This is a genomic window from Paenibacillus medicaginis, from assembly GCF_042138635.1.
GTDB lineage: Bacteria > Bacillota > Bacilli > Paenibacillales > Paenibacillaceae > Paenibacillus > Paenibacillus medicaginis.
The window spans coordinates 285280-305420 of record NZ_JBHIRY010000001.1 but is presented as its reverse complement, the minus strand read 5'-3'; the positions used below and the strand labels follow the sequence as shown (position 1 = coordinate 305420).

17 protein-coding genes are annotated in these 20141 nt (G+C 53.1%); 13 read left to right on the top strand and 4 right to left on the bottom strand.

Annotated features, from left to right (window positions below; genetic code table 11):
* Positions 1-115: 115 nt before the first annotated feature.
* From ACE5LO_RS01930 to ACE5LO_RS01915, 4 genes are all read right to left on the bottom strand, one after another.
* Complete coding sequence (locus ACE5LO_RS01930) at positions 116-394, bottom strand: YxcD family protein (RefSeq protein WP_375518391.1); 279 nt, start codon at positions 392-394, stop codon at positions 116-118.
* Between the two features lie 3 nt (positions 395-397).
* Positions 398-859: a hypothetical protein gene (locus ACE5LO_RS01925; RefSeq protein ID WP_375518512.1), complete on the bottom strand. Its 462-nt coding sequence runs from the start codon at positions 857-859 to the stop codon at positions 398-400.
* 101 nt (positions 860-960) lie between these two features.
* On the bottom strand, positions 961-1524 hold the full coding sequence (locus ACE5LO_RS01920; protein WP_375352761.1) for a PadR family transcriptional regulator: 564 nt from the start codon (positions 1522-1524) through the stop codon (positions 961-963).
* 197 nt (positions 1525-1721) lie between these two features.
* Positions 1722-2285: a beta-class carbonic anhydrase gene (locus ACE5LO_RS01915; RefSeq protein WP_375518390.1), complete on the bottom strand. Its 564-nt coding sequence runs from the start codon at positions 2283-2285 to the stop codon at positions 1722-1724.
* Positions 2286-2444: 159 nt separating this feature from the next.
* Here ACE5LO_RS01915 and ACE5LO_RS01910 point away from each other — a divergent pair, with 159 nt between their 5' ends.
* The 13 genes from ACE5LO_RS01910 to ACE5LO_RS01850 all read left to right on the top strand — a co-directional run bounded on the left by ACE5LO_RS01910 (position 2445) and on the right by ACE5LO_RS01850 (position 20028).
* Positions 2445-3965: a carboxypeptidase M32 gene (locus tag ACE5LO_RS01910; RefSeq protein WP_375518389.1), complete on the top strand. Its 1521-nt coding sequence runs from the start codon at positions 2445-2447 to the stop codon at positions 3963-3965.
* Positions 3966-4179: 214 nt separating this feature from the next.
* Positions 4180-5196, top strand: coding sequence for an ABC transporter substrate-binding protein (locus ACE5LO_RS01905; protein WP_375518388.1), 1017 nt, complete (start codon positions 4180-4182; stop codon positions 5194-5196).
* Positions 5196-5969, top strand: a complete 774-nt coding sequence (locus ACE5LO_RS01900; RefSeq protein ID WP_375518511.1) for an ABC transporter ATP-binding protein — start codon at positions 5196-5198, stop codon at positions 5967-5969. Before ACE5LO_RS01905 ends, ACE5LO_RS01900 begins: the two co-directional genes overlap by 1 nt.
* Positions 5970-6012: 43 nt before the next feature.
* Positions 6013-6807: an ABC transporter permease gene (locus ACE5LO_RS01895; RefSeq protein WP_375518510.1), complete on the top strand. Its 795-nt coding sequence runs from the start codon at positions 6013-6015 to the stop codon at positions 6805-6807.
* A gap of 218 nt (positions 6808-7025) precedes the next feature.
* A complete protein-coding gene (locus tag ACE5LO_RS01890; RefSeq protein ID WP_375518387.1) occupies positions 7026-7997 on the top strand; it encodes an aromatic acid exporter family protein in 972 nt (323 codons plus the stop codon).
* A gap of 239 nt (positions 7998-8236) precedes the next feature.
* Positions 8237-8794 carry an outer spore coat protein CotE gene (gene cotE, locus ACE5LO_RS01885; RefSeq protein WP_375518386.1) on the top strand — a complete coding sequence of 186 codons (558 nt, stop codon included), beginning with the start codon at positions 8237-8239 and terminating at the stop codon, positions 8792-8794.
* 116 nt (positions 8795-8910) lie between these two features.
* Entirely contained in the window at positions 8911-10143 is a 1233-nt protein-coding gene (locus ACE5LO_RS01880) for a putative amidoligase domain-containing protein (protein ID WP_375518385.1), read from the top strand.
* A gap of 100 nt (positions 10144-10243) precedes the next feature.
* On the top strand, positions 10244-12976 hold the full coding sequence (gene mutS, locus ACE5LO_RS01875) for a DNA mismatch repair protein MutS (protein ID WP_375518384.1): 2733 nt from the start codon (positions 10244-10246) through the stop codon (positions 12974-12976).
* Positions 12977-13011: 35 nt separating this feature from the next.
* Positions 13012-15012 carry a DNA mismatch repair endonuclease MutL gene (gene mutL, locus ACE5LO_RS01870; protein WP_375518383.1) on the top strand — a complete coding sequence of 667 codons (2001 nt, stop codon included), beginning with the start codon at positions 13012-13014 and terminating at the stop codon, positions 15010-15012.
* 203 nt (positions 15013-15215) lie between these two features.
* Positions 15216-16028: a class I SAM-dependent methyltransferase gene (locus ACE5LO_RS01865; protein WP_375518382.1), complete on the top strand. Its 813-nt coding sequence runs from the start codon at positions 15216-15218 to the stop codon at positions 16026-16028.
* Entirely contained in the window at positions 16012-16983 is a 972-nt protein-coding gene (gene miaA, locus ACE5LO_RS01860; RefSeq protein ID WP_375518381.1) for a tRNA (adenosine(37)-N6)-dimethylallyltransferase MiaA, read from the top strand. Before ACE5LO_RS01865 ends, miaA begins: the two co-directional genes overlap by 17 nt.
* A 27-nt stretch (positions 16984-17010) precedes the next feature.
* Positions 17011-17256 (top strand): RNA chaperone Hfq, encoded by a 246-nt coding sequence (hfq, locus tag ACE5LO_RS01855; RefSeq protein WP_375518380.1) that lies wholly within the window; start codon positions 17011-17013, stop codon positions 17254-17256.
* A gap of 132 nt (positions 17257-17388) precedes the next feature.
* A complete protein-coding gene (locus tag ACE5LO_RS01850; protein ID WP_375518379.1) occupies positions 17389-20028 on the top strand; it encodes a PBP1A family penicillin-binding protein in 2640 nt (879 codons plus the stop codon).
* The last annotated feature ends 113 nt before the right edge of the window (positions 20029-20141 follow it).

The following is a 20141-nucleotide window of genomic DNA, read 5'->3' as shown; positions in this document are numbered from 1 at the left end:
AACAGTTCTGAAAACGCGAAAGGACCTCAAAATCCACATTGAAGTGGGTCATGAGGTCCTTTTTCATACTAAATGTAATACTAAAATGGAGCACCTAAAAGTAAATATGAGACTGTTATACGCGTACGTGAGCGGTTATTTCCTCGTCCAGCTCCAATACAACATCTTCCCGGTAGGCACGAATGCCGTGCTCGGAATGAAGATACCGCAAAATCGCTTCAATAATATTGGATTCCACGAGATACTGGCTTCTCTCATGAACCCACACTTCCGCAGAATAGCCGGTTTCCTCGTCCCACAAGAGCTCAACCGTTACGTCGGTCGGCTTTACGTCCTTGCGGGCAGCCATATGGAGACAGATGGCGTTGATGATTTCATCCATACTCAGAACCATGGATTAGTAACGTCCTTCGCGGGATTCTTTCTGCTTGCGGCGATTTTTGATGCTGCGGTAGATGGCAAAGCCGATGACTACAAGCAGGTAAATGCCGAGCAGGTTGATGGCGAGTCCGAGCAGGTTTCCGAGCATGCCCATATTCGCGAAGAGGCCGCCGAACAGCATGCCTGCCAGACCGCCGATCAGCATGCCGCGCATAAATCCGCCACCGAAAAATCCGCCGCCGGTTCTGTTGCCGGCTACCGAATTATTATTTGTTCTTGTCTCGCTGCGGTTCACGTTGTTGTTGTTGGAGCTGTCATTCGGTCTGCTTGGTGTTGTGGACTGCTGATAGGATTTCTTGCCTGAGCTGAATCCTCCGCCACGGCGTGCATCCGCGTCTGACGGCGCAACTACAGCGAACAGCAATGTGAAAGCCATCATGATCATAGTGAATTTCTTGAAAGAAAATGCTTTCATGATAAGTTGTTACCCCCTGTAAAATAATTATTGTAAAATGATTGTTCTCCAGCCGCTATCCCTATATACGATGAATATGGAGCATGGTTTCAAAACGGAATAAATTAATTTTTAAGCATAAACGGATTTTGCTGCTCCTGCACATCTCCGGCGAGCATCTTCAACACCATATTGCACCAGTCCAGTCCGGCTTTGGCGTTCAGCAGCCCTTTTTGCACGAGGATGTAATCGCCGAAGGCCTGGCTGCCGAAGCTCAAGTTCTCTGCGGGAATGGTTCCCAGGTAGTCCTCCAGGTGAGCAATACGATGATTAAAATGACGCTTTCTCTCCTCGAACATACGGATGGCGCTTCCTTTATCCGCGAGCCACAGGCAGAAAAGCCGCAGGCTCATCTCGTCGCGGGTAACCGGCGGAGATACCGATTCATGGGTCCATTGCTGGAGTGCATGAGTTCCTTTGTCCGTAATCATGTAGATTTTCTTGTCCGGTTTATCTGATTGCTGAATCCAGCGGGAGGAGAGCAGGCCGTTCTTCTCCATGCGTGCCAGCAAAGGATAGATCTGGCTGTGCTTGGCCTGCCAGAAAGGCTGAATACGCAGCATCAGATCATATCCCGAGGATTCATGCCGGGCCAAAAGACCCAACAAACCGTAGGACAATAAATTCATAAGCGTTATCTCCTTCTTCCATTAATACAAGTATTTAATAGCGGCTGGAACCTGCAGCATTCTGCTGCTGTTATAAGGAAAGTGTACACTAGAACTGTATGGTATTCAACTTTACCTCCGGAAAGCCTGGTTTTCCCGCTGCAAAGCCGCACAAAAAGGCACGGATTCGAAATCCGTGCCCAAAAATAGAGAGATGTCTAATTTTCATATCCGTCAACAACAAGATCAAGCGCCCCGGTTTCAGGGTGGATAATCATGCCGTGAACAGGTACTCGGGGGGGAAGTAATGGATGATTCTTAATGATCTTCACAGTACTTTTTACCCCTTCCTCCACGTTGTCAAATCCGCGCAGCCATTTTTTCAGCTTGATCCCCGAATTCTCCAGTGTATCCAGTACCTTCTGATCTATTCCCCGCTCAAGCATGTGCTGGACCATAACCTCTGAGTTGAGGGCCGCCATGCCGCACTCGTGATGGCCGACAACGACGACCTCATCGGCTTCCAGCTCATACAGGGCGACGAGCACACTACGCATGACACTGCCGAAGGGCTGCGAAATGATGGCGCCGGCATTTTTGATCACCTTCACATCGCCGTTGCGCAGATTCATGGCACGTGGCAGAAGCTCCACCAGGCGGGTATCCATGCAGGTGATAATCACCATTCTTTTGTTCGGAAACTTGCCTGCCCGATAAGCTTCATACTCTTTGTTCGCCACAAACTGTGTATTATGCTCCAAAATGGCCTGAATATGGTTCATCTCTCCATCTCCTCACTGTTAGATACGTTCCTTGAGGTTTCTTTGCGTTCTGATCCCTTAACATTTGATTATACGGCGAATAATTATTATCATCAAGATGTATGGCACAAACCGGGAGCACTGAAAAACCGGAATTAAATTTAAGCTGAGGTGAGTGAAATGGAGCAGCAGCAGTTAACGGACCGTTTGCAGCAGTTCAAGGAGCTGGTACACAAGATCAAAAGCTATGGCGAGGCGATCGGACTTCTCCATTGGGATATGCGGACAGGAGCACCACGAAAGGGAATTGAAATCCGTTCGGAAACGGTAGGCATGCTGTCAACGGAGGTATTCAAGCTTCAGGTATCGGATGAAATGAAGGAGCTGCTGGAGGTTTTGTCGACACCGGAAGCCGCCGCGCAGTTCGCAGATAACGACCGCCGGCTGGTCGAGGAATGCCGCAAGGAATATGAGCTGAACAAGTCAGTGCCTGCCGAAAAAATCAAGCAATATGCGGTGCTGGCTGCCCAATCGGAAAGCTATTGGGAAAAGGCGAAGGGCGACAATGATTTTGCGGGCTTTGAGCCTTATCTGACCAAAATTGTGGCGATGAAGCAGGAGTTTATAGATTACTGGGGAGTTGAACATACCCGCTACGACACGCTGCTGGATATGTATGAACCGGACATGACGGTGGAGAAGCTGGACCTGGTGTTCGACCGGCTCAAAAAAAGGCTCGTCCCGCTGCTGGAGAAAATACAAGCTTCCCCGCACAAGCCTGACGCTTCATTTTTGAAGGATGTGTACGATGTCGGCCAGCAGGAGAAGTTCGGGCTGTATTTGCTGGAGCAAATGGGCTATGATTTTGAGGCAGGCCGCCTGGACGAAAGCGTGCATCCGTTTGCTACCGGATTAAACCCGGGGGATGTGCGCATTACGACGCATTACGTCCAGGACGACGTACTGAGCGCGATCTTTAGCTCCCTACACGAGGGCGGTCATGCGCTGTATGAACAGAACATCAGCCCTGAGCTGGCTGGGACGCTGCTCGCGGAAGGCACTTCGATGGGCATACATGAGTCGCAGTCTCGTTTGTGGGAGAATATGATCGGCCGCAGCAAACCGTTCTGGCAGCGGTACTACAAGGAGCTGCAGAAGCATTTTCCGGATAAGCTTGCCGGGGTTTCACTGGAGCAGTTCTACCTGGCGGTGAACCGGGTGGAGAATTCGCTGATCCGGATTGAAGCCGATGAGCTTACATATAATCTGCACATTATCGTCAGGTATGAAATTGAAAAGATGCTGTTTAATGAAGGACTTGAAGTGAAAAAGCTGCCTGAAGTGTGGAATGCCAAATATCAAGACTATTTGGGCATTACGCCGCCGAATGATTCGCTGGGTGTCCTGCAGGATGTGCATTGGTCGGGAGGCGATTTCGGCTATTTTGCTTCTTATTCGCTCGGCAATATGTATGCCGCACAGATGATGGCAACGATGCGCAAGCAGATACCGGATTTTGACCAGTTCATCGGACAGGGCAATCTGTTGCCGATCAAGGAATGGCTTACGGACAAAATTTATGTTTACGGCAAGAGCCGTACACCGTCCGAGCTGATTCTGTCCATTACCGGCGAGGAGCTGAATCCGGACTATCTGGCGGATTATCTGGAAGCGAAATATACCGAAATCTACAAGCTGTAACTTGACGCAAAAGGTCGGGAACCGAGCTAACACGCTCTGGTTCCTGGCTTTTTTTATTAAACCCAAACGCCATTCAGTTGGTAAATTTGGGGGCAACAGAGACTGGAGGAATGGTTCGTTGTCGGAGCAGCTTTGGTGTGATCCGCGTTGACCAACCATCTTAACTGTGCATATACATATTTTAGATTTGCCCAGTGAAATGGAGGAAAGGCTTATGAAAGCAGCAGGTTGGATGAAGGCCGCGACAGCGGCAGCGCTGTGCGGATTGCTGCTGCTGGGGGGATGTTCGCCAGAGCAGGGCGGGACGAAGGTCAGGCTGGCCGAGGTGGCGCGCACTATTTTTTATGCGCCTCAGTATGTAGCGTTAAGTCAGGGCTTTTTTGCGGAGGAAGGATTGGATGTGGAACTGACGACGATTCCCGGCGGGGATAAGTCCATGACGGCGCTCTTGTCCAACCAGGCGGATATTGCGCTGATTGGGTCGGAAACATCCATTTATATCGTTCAGCAGGGGACTCAGGATCCGGTCATTAACTTTGCCCAGTTGACACAGACCGACGGCACCTTCCTGTTTGCAAGGAGCACCGAAGGAGAGTTTGACTGGGAGTCCCTTAAGGGCAGTGAATTTCTCGGACAGCGCAAAGGCGGAATGCCGCAGATGGCCGGGGAATTTGCCTTGCGCAAGCATTATATTGACCCGCATCAGGATATGCAGCTGATTCAGAATATAGATTTTGCCAACATCACATCCGCATTTGCGTCAGGCACCGGGGATTATGTGCAGCTGTTCGAGCCGCAGGCTTCCATTTTTGAGAAAGAGGGGCGCGGGCATGTCGTCGCTTCCTTCGGTACGGAAAGCGGGCTGCTTCCATATACGGTTTATATGGCGAAACAAAGCTATCTGCAGCAGCACGGCGAGACCGCTCAAAAATTTGCGAATGCGCTGCAGAAGGCCCAGCAGTGGGTGAAAGAGCATTCTCCCGAAGAAATTGCCGCAGCGATTCTCCCTTATTTCAAGGACACGGATAAGGATATTGTGATCAGCAGTATCAAGCGATACAAGGAACAGGGCACTTATGCGGAAAATCCGGTGATTGACGACAAGGAATGGGCCAATTTGCTGAACGTAATGGACAGTGCAGGCGAGCTGCAGCGCGAGGTTCCGCTGGAAGAGATTGTGAACAACCAGTTTGCGGAAAAGGCGGCAGGATCTCTGGAGGAATCGGATTGATGCCTCTGGTGGAACTGCAAAATATAAAACATGTCTACGTTACGGAAAAAGAAGCCGCGCTTGCTGTCGATAACGTAAGCTTTACGGTTGCGCCCGGTGAATTCATCAGTCTTGTCGGTCCGAGCGGCTGTGGCAAAACGACCATTCTGTCCATGATCGCAGGCTTGCTTCAGCCGGCAGCCGGCCAGGTGCTGCTTCAGGGCAAGCCCGTAGCGGGACCGGACCGCAGAGTGGGTTATATGCTGCAGCAGGACTACTTGTTTCCCTGGCGTACTATACTGGAAAACACGATGCTTGGCTTTGAGCTGACCCACACCGTTAAGGCGGATGCAAAAATGCGGGTGCTGCGTCTGCTGGAAGATATGGGACTCACAGGCACCGAAAATCTGTATCCCTCCCAGCTGTCGGGAGGAATGCGGCAGCGTGTGGCCCTGGTGCGGACGTTGGCGACGGACCCCGAGCTATTGCTGCTGGATGAGCCGTTCTCCGCGTTGGACTATCAGACGAAGCTGCAGCTTGAGGATTTGATAGCGAAGACGTTGCACGCCCACGGCAAAACGGCTGTCCTCGTTACGCATGATCTGGCTGAAGCGATAGCGGTCAGCGACCGGATACTGGTGCTTGACCGCAATCCCGGACGTATCCGGAGTTCGTTCACGGTACCCGATCCGATCCGGAAGGCGCAGCCCTTTTATGCAAGGGAGCAGGAGGGGTTTAACGAGCTTTTTCGTGATATTTGGGCTGAACTCGAAGCCTCCGGCGCAAAGGAGTGATGCGGATATGAATACCGGAACGGAAGCGGAAACGCAGGTATGGATGCAGGGCATTCATCAGCAATACAAGCGGCGCAACCGGGTCGCCAAGTGGCGGGTGCGTGCAGTACAGCTGGCGATTCTGATCGCCTCTTTTCTGTTGTGGGAGCTGGCGGGCAGGCGTGGCTGGATTGATGTGCTGCTTTTCAGCTATCCGAGCAAGGTTTTCGGGCAAATTTACGGAGATGCCGTCAGCGGGGAATTATGGGGTCATCTGGCGATTACCGTCGGTGAGACGATAGCCGGATTTATATTGGGGACGCTGCTCGGAACGGCGCTGGCCATTCTGATCTGGTGGTTTCCGTTTCTCTCCAGGGTGCTGGATCCCTATATGGTCGTGTTCAACAGCATGCCCAAGGTGGCGCTTGGCCCCATTTTCATCGTGATGTTCGGGGCCGGCTTTACCGCGATTCTGATGACAACCCTGTCCATTATTATCATCATTACGACACTGGTGGTTTATAACAGCTTCCGCGAGGTGGACGCCAATTATATTAAAGTGGTCCGTTCCTTCGGGGGAAGCAAGCGGGACGAATTCCGAAAGGTGGTGCTGCCCGCCTCTTTTGCGGCCATCATCTCCACGCTGAAGGTCAATGTCGGCATGGCCTGGATCGGGGTTATTGTCGGCGAGTTTCTCGCAGCCCGGGCCGGTCTGGGATATTTGATTATTTACGGCTTTCAGGTGTTCAACTTTACGCTCGTCATGTCGAGCCTGCTGCTGATTTCCATCATTGCGGCCATTATGTATCAGGGGGTTGCCTATATGGAGCGGAGACTTTTGACAGGCAGACAACATTAGAGGTAGTTCAAAAAAAGACTGAGGCAAACAGCGGCGGGAACAGGGGCGAGAGCTTCTGAACACCGGCCGTTTTTTTGTGTTGGTGGAAAAATAGGTGCAGGATCGATTTCAGCTAACAAGTTATTTCCCTTCTTGTTGCTTTCCAAGTTTACGTTAGCGTATAAAGTAAGGTATCATGAAAACAATCAATTAGTTTTCAAGGAAGGGCGAATTTTTTCATGGGTTTTCGTGTGATTAAGACGGCGATTGCAGCGCTGATGGCTGTCCTTATCGCGGACGGGCTCGGCGTTCCCGGAGCCACGTCGGCAGGGCTGCTTGCGATTCTTGGCGTGGATGTCACGCGTAAAAGGAGCATTCGCACCATATCGGCGCGTTTTTTTGCCTCTGTGGTGGGACTGCTTTTTGCCAGTGTATTATTCGATGTGTTCGGCTTTCATTATTGGGTGCTGGCACTGTATATTTTAACGGCTTTTCCGGTCATTGTCAGGGTGGGCTTCAAGGAAGGGATTGTAACGGGATCGGTTGTCGTTTTTCGGGTGTTCAGCGGTGGGGTGATCGATGCAGAGGTGCTGTTGACCCAACTGTGGCTGTTGCTGATCGGGCTTGGCTCCGCCATGGTGGTTAATTTGGCTTACATGCCGCGGACGGATAATACGATGCTGGAGATTCGCCAGCGTATTGATCAGACTTTTTCCGTTATATTTACACGGATTGCGCAAACGCTGCGAAATCCGGATTATGGTTGGGACGGCAGTGAAATGATTGCGGCAGATCAGGCTATAGCAAAGGGGATCAGCGAAGCAGGCCGCTCGCTGGAGAATCAGGTGCTGCACCCGCGCGAGGACTGGAAAGTGTATTTCTACATGCGCAGACAGCAGCTGGACTCCATCCAGAACATGATGCAGCTGATCTCGCAGATGTACCTTCATATGCCGCAGGCTGAGCTTGTAGCGGAGCTTTTTGAGCAGCTGAGCGTCGATGTCGTTACAGAACACTACACAGGCCGTACGGAGAAGCTGCTGCAGCAGGTGGATGAAAAATTCAGGGAGATGGACCTGCCTGCCACGCGCGAGGAGTTCGAAGTCAGATCGGCCATCCTGCAGCTCAGCAGAGAGCTGTTGCAATATTTGAAAATCGCCAAAAAGGACAAGGCTCCGGCTCCGGTGGATTTGAAGCAGGCGGAAGCTTAAGTAAGACACATCACAAAAAGACCGTTCCTCAACTTGAGATTCGGTCTTTTTGTTCATGTTACTGCCCATCGCCAGCGAATCATATTTATGATCGTTAATCTGTATAATGTAGCAAAGCGATTGCGGTGCATAAAAATGGGCTTTGACAAATAATATTTATTCCCGTTGTCCCATTCACTCAACTTTAGCCCACGCCCTGCATACACATGTAGTGAATGATTGTATGGAGGAGGTTCAAAATGTCATTGAGTCATAAACCGAAATGTAGAGAAGTCATAACCAAAGCGGTTTGTGGTAAAGGCCGCAAATTCTCTACCGTAACTCATACCGTGACTCCGCCAAATAATCCGACAAGCATCCTGGGGGCCTGGGTTATCAACCACCAGTATGAAGCGGTTTTTGCCGGTGAAGGAATTGAGGTTGTTGGAACTTACCATATTAACATCTGGTACTCCTATGATAACAATTCCCAAACCGACGTGGCTAAAGAATCGGTATCTTATGTCGAGCAGGTGGGCCTTTCTTATCTGGATGCGAAGCACAGGAAATCAACAGTGGAGGTTGCTGCGGAGGCAACGCAGGAACCCAGCTGTGTTGAAGCGAGTGTTTCTCCTGGTGGAGGCAGCGTCATCATCCGCGTTGAGCGCGAGTTCGCAGTTGAAATGATTGCTGAAACCAAAGTGTGCGTACTGGTGTGCGACAGCTGCGGAGATGCTGACGAAAAAGATTATGAGTATATCTCGGGAGAAGAAGATTTTGAGGATCTTGATCTCGATCTTGCTGATGACGAATTGTAAACATGGTTGCTTTGGATTTATGCAGCATCATATGCGCGGGCTGCAGCAAAGTAGAGGGCGGATGCCCTCTTTTTTTAATGTTTTGGGCGAATGCTCGTACAGGAGGCTCAGGAGGCATGCAGGAATTGGATCGTTTACCGGATGTGTTCAGAAATATGCCTGTCCGTGAGCAATGCCGCAGATTGACCCGGACCGGGATTGCCGAAATGCTGACCGTGCGGTCCGCCCCGGAGACATTTGCGCTGGGTTACGCTGTACAGGTGCAGCGGCTGCAGGTACTGGAAATCCGCAGCATGGGAACAGGCCTTGCATCGCTAGCGAAAATAAGCAGTCTGCCGACCGCAGGCCCTCTCCTTTACACCCGGCTGGGGAGGCTTGCGGTGCGTAGTCTGTATACCCTCGGGATGGATTCCGGAGAAATTGTGCTGATGCCTGCCCGGAACGGATATGGAGTGGCCCGTGTGCGGCCCGAGCCATGGCGAAACGACAGCCGTTTGAGGGAGCTGTACCAAGCCGGGTTATCTTCTGCTGCATCTGCCACGGAGAAGGAACTGCATCATGCCGGAGAAACGCCGCTCATCGGCATGGATCCCGAGTTTTTGCTGGTCAGGCTGCCCGAGAAGAGGGTCGTCCCCGCCTCCAGGTATCTTGACAGGCATGGGGAAGCGGGCTGTGATGCCGTATCACGGCGCGGGCGGACGCTCTTCCCGGTAGCGGAGCTGCGCCCTGCTCCGAGTCCTGAGCCATCACGACTGCTGCGCCACTTGCGGAAGGCGATGGCGTCTGCCTCGCGGCGCATTACGGACAGGACGCTGATCTGGCAGGCCGGTGGGATGCCGCAGCGCGGGCTGCCCTTGGGCGGCCATCTGCATTTCAGCGGAATTGCGCTTACCGGTGAGCTACTGCGGGTGCTGGACAATTACCTTGCGCTTCCGATAGCACTGCTTGAGGATCAGCGGACCCATGCGCGGCGTCCGCGTTACGGCACGCTGGGGGATTTCCGCCGCAAGCCCCACGGGGGCTTCGAATACCGCACGCTCCCCAGCTTTCTCGTCTCTCCGCTGCTTGCCAAAGGTGTCATCGGCTTTGCTTATCTGATCGCCCGCCATTACAGGGAGCTGCCGCAGCGCCCATTACAGCAGGATGCCATCCACGAGGCCTTTTATAATGGAGATAAGCCCAGGTTGTATAAAGCATTGGAGCCGCTCCTGGACGACATCGAACACCTGCCTTCTTTTCAGGAATACAGGCATTTTGCAGATCCGTTTATCCGCTGCCTCCGCGGCGGGGAGGTGTGGGATGAGACGCGGGATATCCGCCCGCTGTGGGGCCTTCCGTTCCCCCGATGATCCGGGAGGCCTTTTTTGGTATAATAAAGACTCAGGAAATACAAGTACAATCAACTGGACTGATTGATTCTATAAAAGAGTAAGTTTGGTGGGGGTAGTTATGGCAAAGTATACGCCGATGATCGAGCAATATTTAAAGGTAAAAGAACAGGCAAAGGATGCGTTCTTGTTTTTCAGGCTCGGCGATTTTTACGAGATGTTTTTTGACGATGCAGTGCTGGCGGCGAAGGAACTGGAAATTACGCTGACCGGACGGGACGGGGGAATCGGTGAAAAAATCCCGATGTGCGGCGTTCCTTATCATTCGGCCGAGAACTATATCCAGCGGCTGATTGAAAAAGGCTACAAGGTTGCAATTTGCGAGCAGATGGAAGATCCGACCGTCACCAAAGGCATGGTAAGACGTGAAATTGTGCGGGTGGTGACGCCGGGCACTGTGATGGAGGGCAAAGCGCTGGGCGAGCGCTCCAACAATTATATGGTGTGTGTGACGGAGAGCGGCGGCATGCTGGCCCTTGCTGCCTGCGATTTGTCCACAGGGGAGCTTTATCTGACCTCCGCGCCTTATTCCGAGGAATGGCTGATGGATGAAGTCAACATTTATGAGCCCTCCGAAATGATCGGGGACGGAAAGCTGCTTGATCTCATCGCCGCAAGAAGCCCGATTGCGGGCCGCAAGGTTGTCTATACGGCATGGGACAAGGCGAAGGACGATCTCGTGCGGCAGCAGTTCGGCGAAGCCGAATGGGCGCGGACGACCACGGAGCGGCGTGTCTGTGTCTCCAGGCTGCTGGCCTATCTGCATGAAACACAGAAGCGTTCGCTCGGTCAGCTTACAAGCATCTCAGCGTACGAGCCGAATCATTTCATGATTCTGGATCCGTTTACCCGCCGCAATCTGGAACTGGTGGAAACTGTGCGGGAGCGCTCGAAAAAGGGCTCCCTGTTATGGCTGCTCGACCGCACAGAGACCTCCATGGGCTCACGGCTGCTGCGGCGATGGATCGACAAGCCCTTGCTGTCGCGCAGCACTATTGAAGATCGTCTGGAAGCCGTGGACAAGCTGTACCACCAGTTTATTTTGCGGGAGGATGTGCGCGGACAGCTGAAAGACATCTATGATCTGGAGCGGCTCGTCGGACGCATCGCCTTCGGCAACGCGAATGCGCGCGACCTGATTGCGCTCAAGCTGTCCTTGGCGCGCATCCCGGAGCTGAAGCAGCTCTGCAGCGAGTCTCCCTCGGCGACCCTGCGCAGCATTGCGGACACTATGGATGAGTGCGCCGATTTAGGAGGCGTGATCGATAAGGCCATAGCGGATGAACCGCCTGTGTCGGTGCGGGAAGGCGGCATTATCAAGGCCGGTTATCACCAACGGCTGGATGAGCTGCGGGAAGCGAGCGTGAACGGCAAGCGCTGGATTGCCGAGCTGGAAGCGAAGGAACGTGAGGCGACGGGCATCAGGTCCCTGAAAATCGGCTACAACAAGGTTTTCGGCTACTATATTGAGGTCACCAAATCGAACCTTTCCGCACTGCCGACAGGCAGGTATGAGCGCAAGCAGACTTTGGCCAATGCGGAGCGGTACATAACTCCAGAATTGAAGGAAAAGGAGACACTGATCCTGGAGGCAGAGGACCAGATGGTTGATCTGGAATACAGCCTCTTCAGCGAGTTAAGGTCAAAGCTGAATGGGGAAATCCAGCGGCTGCAGAAGCTGGCCGAGCAGGTGGCCGAGATCGATGTCTACCAGTCGCTCGCTTCTGTCAGCGCGGAGCGCGGGTTTGTGAAGCCGGAGATGACGGACGGGTATGATTTCAGAGTGGAGCAGGGCCGGCATCCGGTCGTGGAGGCGGTCATGAAGGACGGAGGTTTTATCGCCAACGCTACCGGGCTGGAAAAAGCGGCCGCTCGCATTCTGCTGATTACCGGGCCTAACATGGCCGGCAAGAGCACCTACATGCGTCAGGTTGCACTGATTGCCATCATGGCGCAGATCGGCTGTTTTGTTCCAGCAGCAAGGGCCGAGGTACCGATCCTGGACCGCATTTTCACGCGCATCGGTGCGGCGGACGACCTGATCGGAGGGCAAAGCACCTTTATGGTGGAGATGGCGGATATCCAGGTCATGACGGAGAAAGCGACCGCCCGCAGCTTCATTATTATTGATGAGCTTGGCAGAGGCACGTCCACCAGCGAAGGAATGGCGATTGCCCAGGCGGTCATCGAATATGTGCATGACAAAATCGGCTGTAAGGCGCTTGTATCGACGCACTTCCACGAGCTGGCCCATCTGGAGGAAAGCCTGCACTCGCTGCGCAATTACTCGATGGCTGTACAGGAAAGCGGAGACAAGGTGAACTTCCTGCGCAAGCTGATTCCAGGAGCTGCTGACAGCAGCTATGGCATTTATTGCGCCCGGCTTGCCGGTCTGCCTGACGTGATCATTAACCGGGCCAACGGGCTGCTGTCCGGCTTCGGGCAGGCTGCTGCGCAGGTGACCGCGGGCGTGGAGGCGGCTGCAGGCTCCGCTGCCGGGCAGGTGCCGGAAGCGCAGGAAATGCCCGTTGCCGGTTTGCAGTCTGATACCGGTAGCAAGAATCATCAGGATGACCGGAACAGTCAGATTAAGGAAACGGTTGTCCAGCTGTCCATGTTCGGTGAAGAAGAGACGGCCGAACCGAAGGCAGGTCCCGTGCAGTCGGCGACAGCCGTGGAGCCTGCGGTGATGGATATTATCCGGATGGTGAAACAGGCAGATATCATGAATATGACGCCGCTGCAGGCGATGCAGCTGCTGAACGAACTGAAGCATAATGCGGTTGATTTGTAACCGCCTATTACATTCGGACGGGGAGGGAGAAGGTTATGGCGAAAATCAAGGTGCTGGACGAGCACATCGCCAACCAGATCGCGGCGGGCGAGGTAGTTGAACGGCCCGCTTCCGTCGTGAAGGAACTGCTTGAAAACTCGGTTGACGCGGGCAGCTCGCGCATCGATGTCATGGTTGAAGAAGGCGGGCTGGCAAGCATTCGCGTGTTGGACAACGGCGGCGGCATTGAGCCCGACGATGTCGAGACGGCGTTTTACAGGCATGCCACCAGCAAAATTGCGCACGGCCGTGATCTGTTCCAGATTACAAGCCTTGGCTTCCGGGGAGAAGCTCTTCCCAGCATCGCGGCGGTTGCCAAGGTCGAGGTGCTGACCTCCGCCAGTGATGACGGGCGCGCGCGGCGTATCGTCATTGAAGGCGGAAGGCTTGTGGCACATGAAGATGCGGCCGCACAGCAGGGTACCGATTTTACGGTCCGTGAATTGTTTTACAATACACCTGCAAGGCTTAAATATATGAAAACGATTCAGACGGAGCTGGGCCACATTTCGGACGTGCTCTACCGGATGGCGTTGTCTCATCCGGAGATCGCTTTTACGCTGCGCCACAACGGCAATGTGCTGCTGCAGACGCTGGGCAACGGCGATCTGTTGCAGGTCATCGCCGCCGTATACGGCACATCCGCCGCCAAGGCGATGCTCGTCCTGGAAGGCGAAAGCCTGGACTACCGGGTCAGCGGCTTCATCAGCAAGCCGGAATGGACCCGTTCCAGCCGCAGCGCCATTTCCACGGTGGTCAACGGACGTTTTGTCCGCAGCTTTGGCTTGAATCAGGCGCTCCTGAAGGCTTATCATACGCTGCTGCCGATCAATCGTTATCCGCTGACCGTGCTCCGGCTGGAGATGCACCCGTCGCTGGTGGATGTGAACGTGCATCCGGCCAAGCTTGAGGTGAGGTTCAGCAAAGAAGCGGAGCTTTATCAATTCGTGGAGGAAACGGTCCGGGCAGCCCTGCAGCAGCAGGTGCTGATCCCGAAGGCGGTCAAGCGTGAGCCTGGCAGCAAGGAGAGCAAATCGATCATTCAGGAGCAGTTTCATTTTTCAAAAGATCAGGCATTTGCTGAACCGCAAGAGCGGGCGGTCCGTGCTGCCAGGGAGGACTTGGATGCTCCGGCAGCCATTTCACCAGAGTATGGGACTTCTTCCGGGCATCGTCCTGCAGCGGCGGATGAAGCACAGTCTGCCGTTTCACGAACGGATGAGCACGATGAGCGGACTGCGAGACAGGCCGGGACGGGCTTCACCGGACAGCAGTCCGGCATCCGCGAGGCAGCCGCTTCAACCTACAAGCTGGAGGTAGGGGAACGGAGGACACCCTACCAGCAGGAGGCGGAGCGGAAGGCACAGCAGCTTGCAGCAGAGCAGGCACTTCAAGGAGCCGCGCCTGAAATACCGCGTTTTCCGGAGCTGACCCTGATCGGGCAGCATCATGGAACATATCTGATTGCGCAGAACGACAGCGGCTTGTATCTGATCGACCAGCATGCAGCCCATGAGCGCATCAACTATGAATATTATTACGGGAAATTCGGCAATCCGGCAGCAGCCTCTCAGGAACTGCTGCTTCCCATTACGCTCGAATTTACACCATCCGATGCAGAAAAGCTGAAGAGCAGGCTGCATTGGTTCGAGCAGGCGGGTGTACATCTGGAGCATTTCGGAGGACAGACATTCCGTGTCACATCTTATCCCTATTGGCTGCCCAAAGGGGAGGAGTCTGATGTGATAGAAGAGATGGCCGAGTGGGTGCTGCAGGAGAAAACGATTGATCTGGCCAAGCTGCGTGAGGCTTCGTCCATCATGTGCTCCTGCCGTGCATCCATCAAAGCCAATCAGAAGCTTACCGAGCGGGAAGCGAGTGTGCTGCTGCAGCGGCTCGGCCAGTGCAAGCAGCCTTATACCTGCCCGCACGGCCGTCCGATTGTCGTCTCCTTCTCAACCTATGATCTGGAGAAGCTGTTCAAACGAGTGATGTAATATAAATGAGTGTTCAAAAAGTCAGGTTTTCAGCACCGAGAAGGTTGAATGAAGCCAGGGACTGAGGAGCGGAGCGTACTTAGGGTACGTGAGCACCGGAAGGCCCGGCTGAATTCAAGATTCGATGTCGAGTCCGCTTCCTGATTTACTTCGTGATCAAAAGATGACTTTTTGAACCACCTCTATAAGGAGTCATAAACCAAGTGTCTTTACAACAACCTGGCAACAGCTTTATCATAACAACAGGCGATTCTCCCGGTACAGCGACACTGGAGCGGGCAGCGCGGCTGTCAGCCGCCACTGGGGCATCATACATCCCGCGCGGCCGACTATCTGTAGCCATGCTGGCGAAGCGGCACGGCGCCTCCGACGTGCTGGTGCTTGTACAGGACGGCGTACGGCTGATCCGTCCGGGACAGCCCACGCTGGATTATCACCCCAGCATGGGATATATTCGCGCGCGACGGGTATTAAAGGGCGAGGCAGACCCGATGCTGACCGCCGCGAGGCTGAAGGCAGGGGATACCGTGCTGGACTGCACGGCAGGCATGGGAGCCGATTCCCTGGTGTTTTCCGTCGCTTCAGGACCTGGCGGTCAAGTGACAGCCGTCGAAAGCTCAAGGCCCGTATGTGCGCTCCTCATGGAAGGGATGAAATATTACCGCTCCGGTTTTCCCGAAGTGGATGAGGCCCTCAAGCGCATTCATGTCACGAGCGCCAATCATCTGGACATGCTCCGCAACCTTCCTGACCGCAGCGTGGATATCGTCTATTTTGATCCGATGTTCCGTGACCCTGTCGCGGATTCAAGCGCCATCGGGCCGCTGCGGACCTATGCCAATCCGGCTCCCCTGGAGGCGGAGAGCATCCGTGAGGCATGCAGGGTGGCAAGAAAGACCGTGCTCATGAAAGAAAAACGGAAGAGCAGTGAATTCAGCCGGCTCGGATTCCAGGTTGAACAGCGTGGACAAACGAAAACAGTGTACGGAGTGATTCAGATTGACAGTACATCCTAAGCCGAAGCTGCTTGTGTTGGTCGGACCTACCGCGATCGGCAAAACACAGCTAAGCATTGAAATAGCCCGATCATTTCATTGCGAAATCATTTCCGGTGATTCCATGCAGGTCTACAGGCATATGGACATTGGCACAGCGAAAATAAAAAAAGAGGAAATGGGAGGCATTGCTCACCATTTAATTGATATACATGATCCCGAATACCCTTATTCGGTTGCAGAGTTTCAGGAGGACTGCCGCAGGCTGATTCCGGAGATTCATGGCAGAAACCGGTTGCCTTTTATTGTGGGCGGGACAGGCTTGTATGTGGAGTCCGTCTGTTATGAATACCGCTTTTCCGAGGTTGGTGCGGATGATGCTTTCCGGCAGGAACAATTTGCCTACGCCGAACGCGCGGGGAACGAGGCGCTGCATGCGAAATTGGCCGCTGTGGATCCTGAAAGCGCGGTGAAGCTGCATCCGAACGACCGCCGCCGGATCATTCGTGCGCTAGAGGTATACCATGTCAGCGGCAGGCCCCTCAGCTCCCTTGCAGCCGCGCAAAAAAGGGAATCTCCCTATGATTTGTGCATCGTGGGTTTGACAATGGATAGGCAAATGCTATATAACCGTATTGAAGACCGTATTGATGGCATGCTGCGGCAAGGGCTTATTGAGGAAGTGGCGTCCTTGATGGAGCGCGGAGTCAGAGGTGATGCCATCTCGATGCAGGGCCTGGGCTACAAGGAAATTTCATCCTATCTGCGAGGGGAAGCAACGCTTGAAGACGCAGTCACTTTATTGAAGAGAGATACCCGCCATTTTGCTAAACGGCAGCTTTCCTGGTTCCGGCACATGAAGGATATCCGGTGGATGGATGTGACGAATGCTGCACATTTTTCAGAAACTGCCGACGAATTGAAGAAGATTGCAGCAGGAAAGTTCAGGATAGATCTTGAATACATTTCAGAATAACTCAAATGATTATTGGGGGTACGGCTAATGAACAAGTCCATCAACATCCAAGATACGTTCTTAAACCAGCTTCGCAAAGAAAGCATTCCAGTCACCGTTTATTTAGTGAACGGGTTCCAGGTACGGGGGACCATTAAAGCTTTTGACAACTTTACAATTGTGATTGATTCCGATGGACGGCAGCAAATGATTTACAAGCATGCCATTTCCACATTTACACCGCAGCGGAATGTTTCGCTAATGCAGCAGCAGGAAAGCGGCAGCGAGAGCTGAGTCCCTCAGGATGTAACTTTTGGGCATTAAATTTCGTCTAATTGAATAGAAATGGATACGGGAGCAACCTGACAGAGGTTGTTCTTTTCATTAAGAGAGAAGACTACGCAACACCGAAAGGGAGTCAGAGGAATGCCAAACGATTCATTGTCCAGATCCGGTAATCGCAATCGGCAGAATGATGCGGGCAAGCCGAAGGGCAAGAAGAAGAAAATTACGGCAAAGCGTGTCGGCTGGACGCTCTTCTTTACGGCGGCACTTGCGATTATCGTAGCACTGGCAGGTTATTTGTATGTTATGGTTAATGGAGAAAAGTTATATCAGGCGAATTTGGACAAAATTTCGGTTAACGAGCCTTCCCGGATTTACGACCGCAACGGCAAGCAGATGGGCGAACTTTCAATCCAGAAGAGCGAGCCGGTTGAAGGCGAAGAGATCCCCAAACTGTTAAAGGATGCTTTTGTTGCGACTGAGGACAAGCGTTTCTACGAGCATCAGGGCGTTGATATATGGGCGATTGGACGCGCGGCGGTTCGTGACGTAATCGCCCGGGCGGCTGTGGAAGGCGGCAGCACGATCACCCAGCAGTTGGCCAAAAACCTGTTTTTGACGAGAGATAAGACGTTTTTCCGCAAAGCGACGGAAGTGTCCATCGCAACGGCTCTCGAACGCAATATGACCAAAGACGAAATTTTGACGCTGTACCTGAACCGGATTTTCTTCGGCCATCAGCGTTATGGGATTAAAGCCGCTGCCGAATATTATTTTGGGGAGAGCGATTTAAACAAACTGGAACTGTGGGAAATGGCTACTCTGGCGGCGTTGCCGAAAGGGCCGTCCAAATATAACCCGCTCTCCAATCCGGAGAACTCCAAGGAGCGGCGGGGGGTTGTGCTGCAGCTCATGTATGAGCAGGGGTATATTTCGAAGCTGCAGATGGAAGAAGCGCAGGCTGTGGACTATGGTTACGAGCCGCCAGCTTCGGAAACCAAATATACGGCATTTATCGACTATGTAATGGATGAAGCCGAGGAAGTAACCCATTTAACGAGTGATGACTTAAACGTTGGCGGGTACAAGATTTATACGACGATGGATGAAAAGGCGCAGAATGCGCTTGAGCAGGCTTTCGAGGACGATGATATGTTCGAGAAAAGCCCTGACGACAAGCCAGTGCAGGGCTCCATGGTCATTATGAACAACCAGAACGGCAGCATCGCGGCTCTTATGGGCGGGCGGGATTACCAGCGTCAGGGCTTTAACCGGGTAAATGCCAGCCGCAGACAGCCCGGATCGGCACTGAAACCGATCGTTACCTATGCGCCTGCTTTGGAGACAGGCAACTTCACATCCGATTCACGGTTAAGCAACGAGAAGCAGTGCTTTGGCAACTATTGCCCGACGAACCTGCACGGTTACTCTTCAACCATCAGCATGCAGGATGCCATTACGAAATCGGAGAACATTCCTGCGGTATGGCTGCTCAACCAAATCGGCGTAAACACAGGCTACGAATTTGCGCAAAAGCTTGGCATTACGATGACCGAGGAAGACAAGTCGCTGGCCATTGCGCTCGGCGGCATGAGTAAAGGAACAAACACGCTGGAAATGGCGCAGGCCTACAGCGCATTTGCCAACAAGGGCCAATTCCAGTCCGCCTTTTCGATCAAACAGATCGAGAACAGCGAAGGAAGCGTCGTGTATGAGCATAAATCTGATGCAAGAGAAGTCATGGGCGAGCAAACGGCCTACCAGATGACGGATATGATGCGCGAGGTTGTTAACAGCGGTACTGGCAGACGTGCGGACATTGGCAGACCGCTGGCAGGCAAGACCGGTACGACCCAAAGCGGTATTGAAGGCAACAGCGGCAACCGTGACGTCTGGTTTGTTGGTTATACCCCTCAATATACGGGTGCCATTTGGATGGGATATGATCAGCCTGACAGCAAACATATGCTGAAGAACAGCTCAAGCCTAGCGGCGGCGTTCTTTGCCAAGGTGATGAGCCAGGCGCTGGAAGGCGAGCCGGTGCAGGATTTTGAAAAGCCTGAAGGATTGCCGGAGACTGAAGCTCCGCCAGAGGAGCCGCAGAAGTTATCCGCTCCTGCGGGATTGTCCGCATCCTACAACCCGGATACGCAGATCGTATCCCTTACCTGGAATGCGGTGGACGGAGAGAATGCCCAGTATCGGGTATATAGAAAGGAAGCTTCCGCGGGCAGCTTTACGCCTGTGATCGAAGGTCTGTCTGTAACCAATACGGAAGATATCGATGCGCCTGAAGGCCACACATATGACTACTATGTGACAGCCTACAATGCGGAAGGAGAATCAGATCCGTCCGGTACGGTTCAAATATCCATTGAAGCGCAGGCTCCGCCGGAAAACTCTACGGATGATCAGTCTGGTGAGGGCGAGACGGTGCCTCCTGACAATGGCACAGGGACGGTTGATCCGGGCAATACAGTTCCAGATAACGGAACCGGCTCCGGGGAGAACAGCGGCCTTCCTGAAGATACCACATCGCCAGGGCAGAGTAACGGTGACGGTTCAGGTACAGACGCCGGCACAGACACCGGAACAGGTGTTCCTGATGGGCAAACTGATCCCAACATTCAGGATCAGCCTGCAGGGGAAGGAGAGGTTGACAACAGCACCACTCAGGATGGTGAACTGAACTCCGGGACTGTGAATACACAAGACAATAACTCGGACATAGGCAATGGTGCAGTGAATGGTAATGGGGACGGAAGTGGAGAAAATAGATAACGTATGAAAAATTATGTTAACCTGCGGCTGAAAAGCCGCAGGTTTAATTCATTTTTGAGTGTAATCTGCAAATATGGTAAGCTGAATTTACCAATGTTGGAGAGGACAGTCTA

Bases quoted from the DNA above. Each gene is read 5' to 3' on its own strand.
- ACE5LO_RS01930 (WP_375518391.1), bottom strand. From the start codon at position 394: ATGGTTCTGAGTATGGATGAAATCATCAACGCCATCTGTCTCCATATG.
- ACE5LO_RS01920 (WP_375352761.1), bottom strand. From the start codon at position 1,524: ATGAATTTATTGTCCTACGGTTTGTTGGGTCTTTTGGCCCGGCATGAA.
- ACE5LO_RS01915 (WP_375518390.1), bottom strand. From the start codon at position 2,285: ATGAACCATATTCAGGCCATTTTGGAGCATAATACACAGTTTGTGGCG.
- ACE5LO_RS01910 (WP_375518389.1), top strand. From the start codon at position 2,445: ATGGAGCAGCAGCAGTTAACGGACCGTTTGCAGCAGTTCAAGGAGCTG.
- ACE5LO_RS01905 (WP_375518388.1), top strand. From the start codon at position 4,180: ATGAAAGCAGCAGGTTGGATGAAGGCCGCGACAGCGGCAGCGCTGTGC.
- ACE5LO_RS01900 (WP_375518511.1), top strand. From the start codon at position 5,196: ATGCCTCTGGTGGAACTGCAAAATATAAAACATGTCTACGTTACGGAA.
- ACE5LO_RS01895 (WP_375518510.1), top strand. From the start codon at position 6,013: ATGCAGGGCATTCATCAGCAATACAAGCGGCGCAACCGGGTCGCCAAG.
- ACE5LO_RS01890 (WP_375518387.1), top strand. From the start codon at position 7,026: ATGGGTTTTCGTGTGATTAAGACGGCGATTGCAGCGCTGATGGCTGTC.
- cotE (WP_375518386.1), top strand. From the start codon at position 8,237: ATGTCATTGAGTCATAAACCGAAATGTAGAGAAGTCATAACCAAAGCG.
- ACE5LO_RS01880 (WP_375518385.1), top strand. From the start codon at position 8,911: ATGCAGGAATTGGATCGTTTACCGGATGTGTTCAGAAATATGCCTGTC.
- mutS (WP_375518384.1), top strand. From the start codon at position 10,244: ATGGCAAAGTATACGCCGATGATCGAGCAATATTTAAAGGTAAAAGAA.
- mutL (WP_375518383.1), top strand. From the start codon at position 13,012: ATGGCGAAAATCAAGGTGCTGGACGAGCACATCGCCAACCAGATCGCG.
- hfq (WP_375518380.1), top strand. From the start codon at position 17,011: ATGAACAAGTCCATCAACATCCAAGATACGTTCTTAAACCAGCTTCGC.
- ACE5LO_RS01850 (WP_375518379.1), top strand. From the start codon at position 17,389: ATGCCAAACGATTCATTGTCCAGATCCGGTAATCGCAATCGGCAGAAT.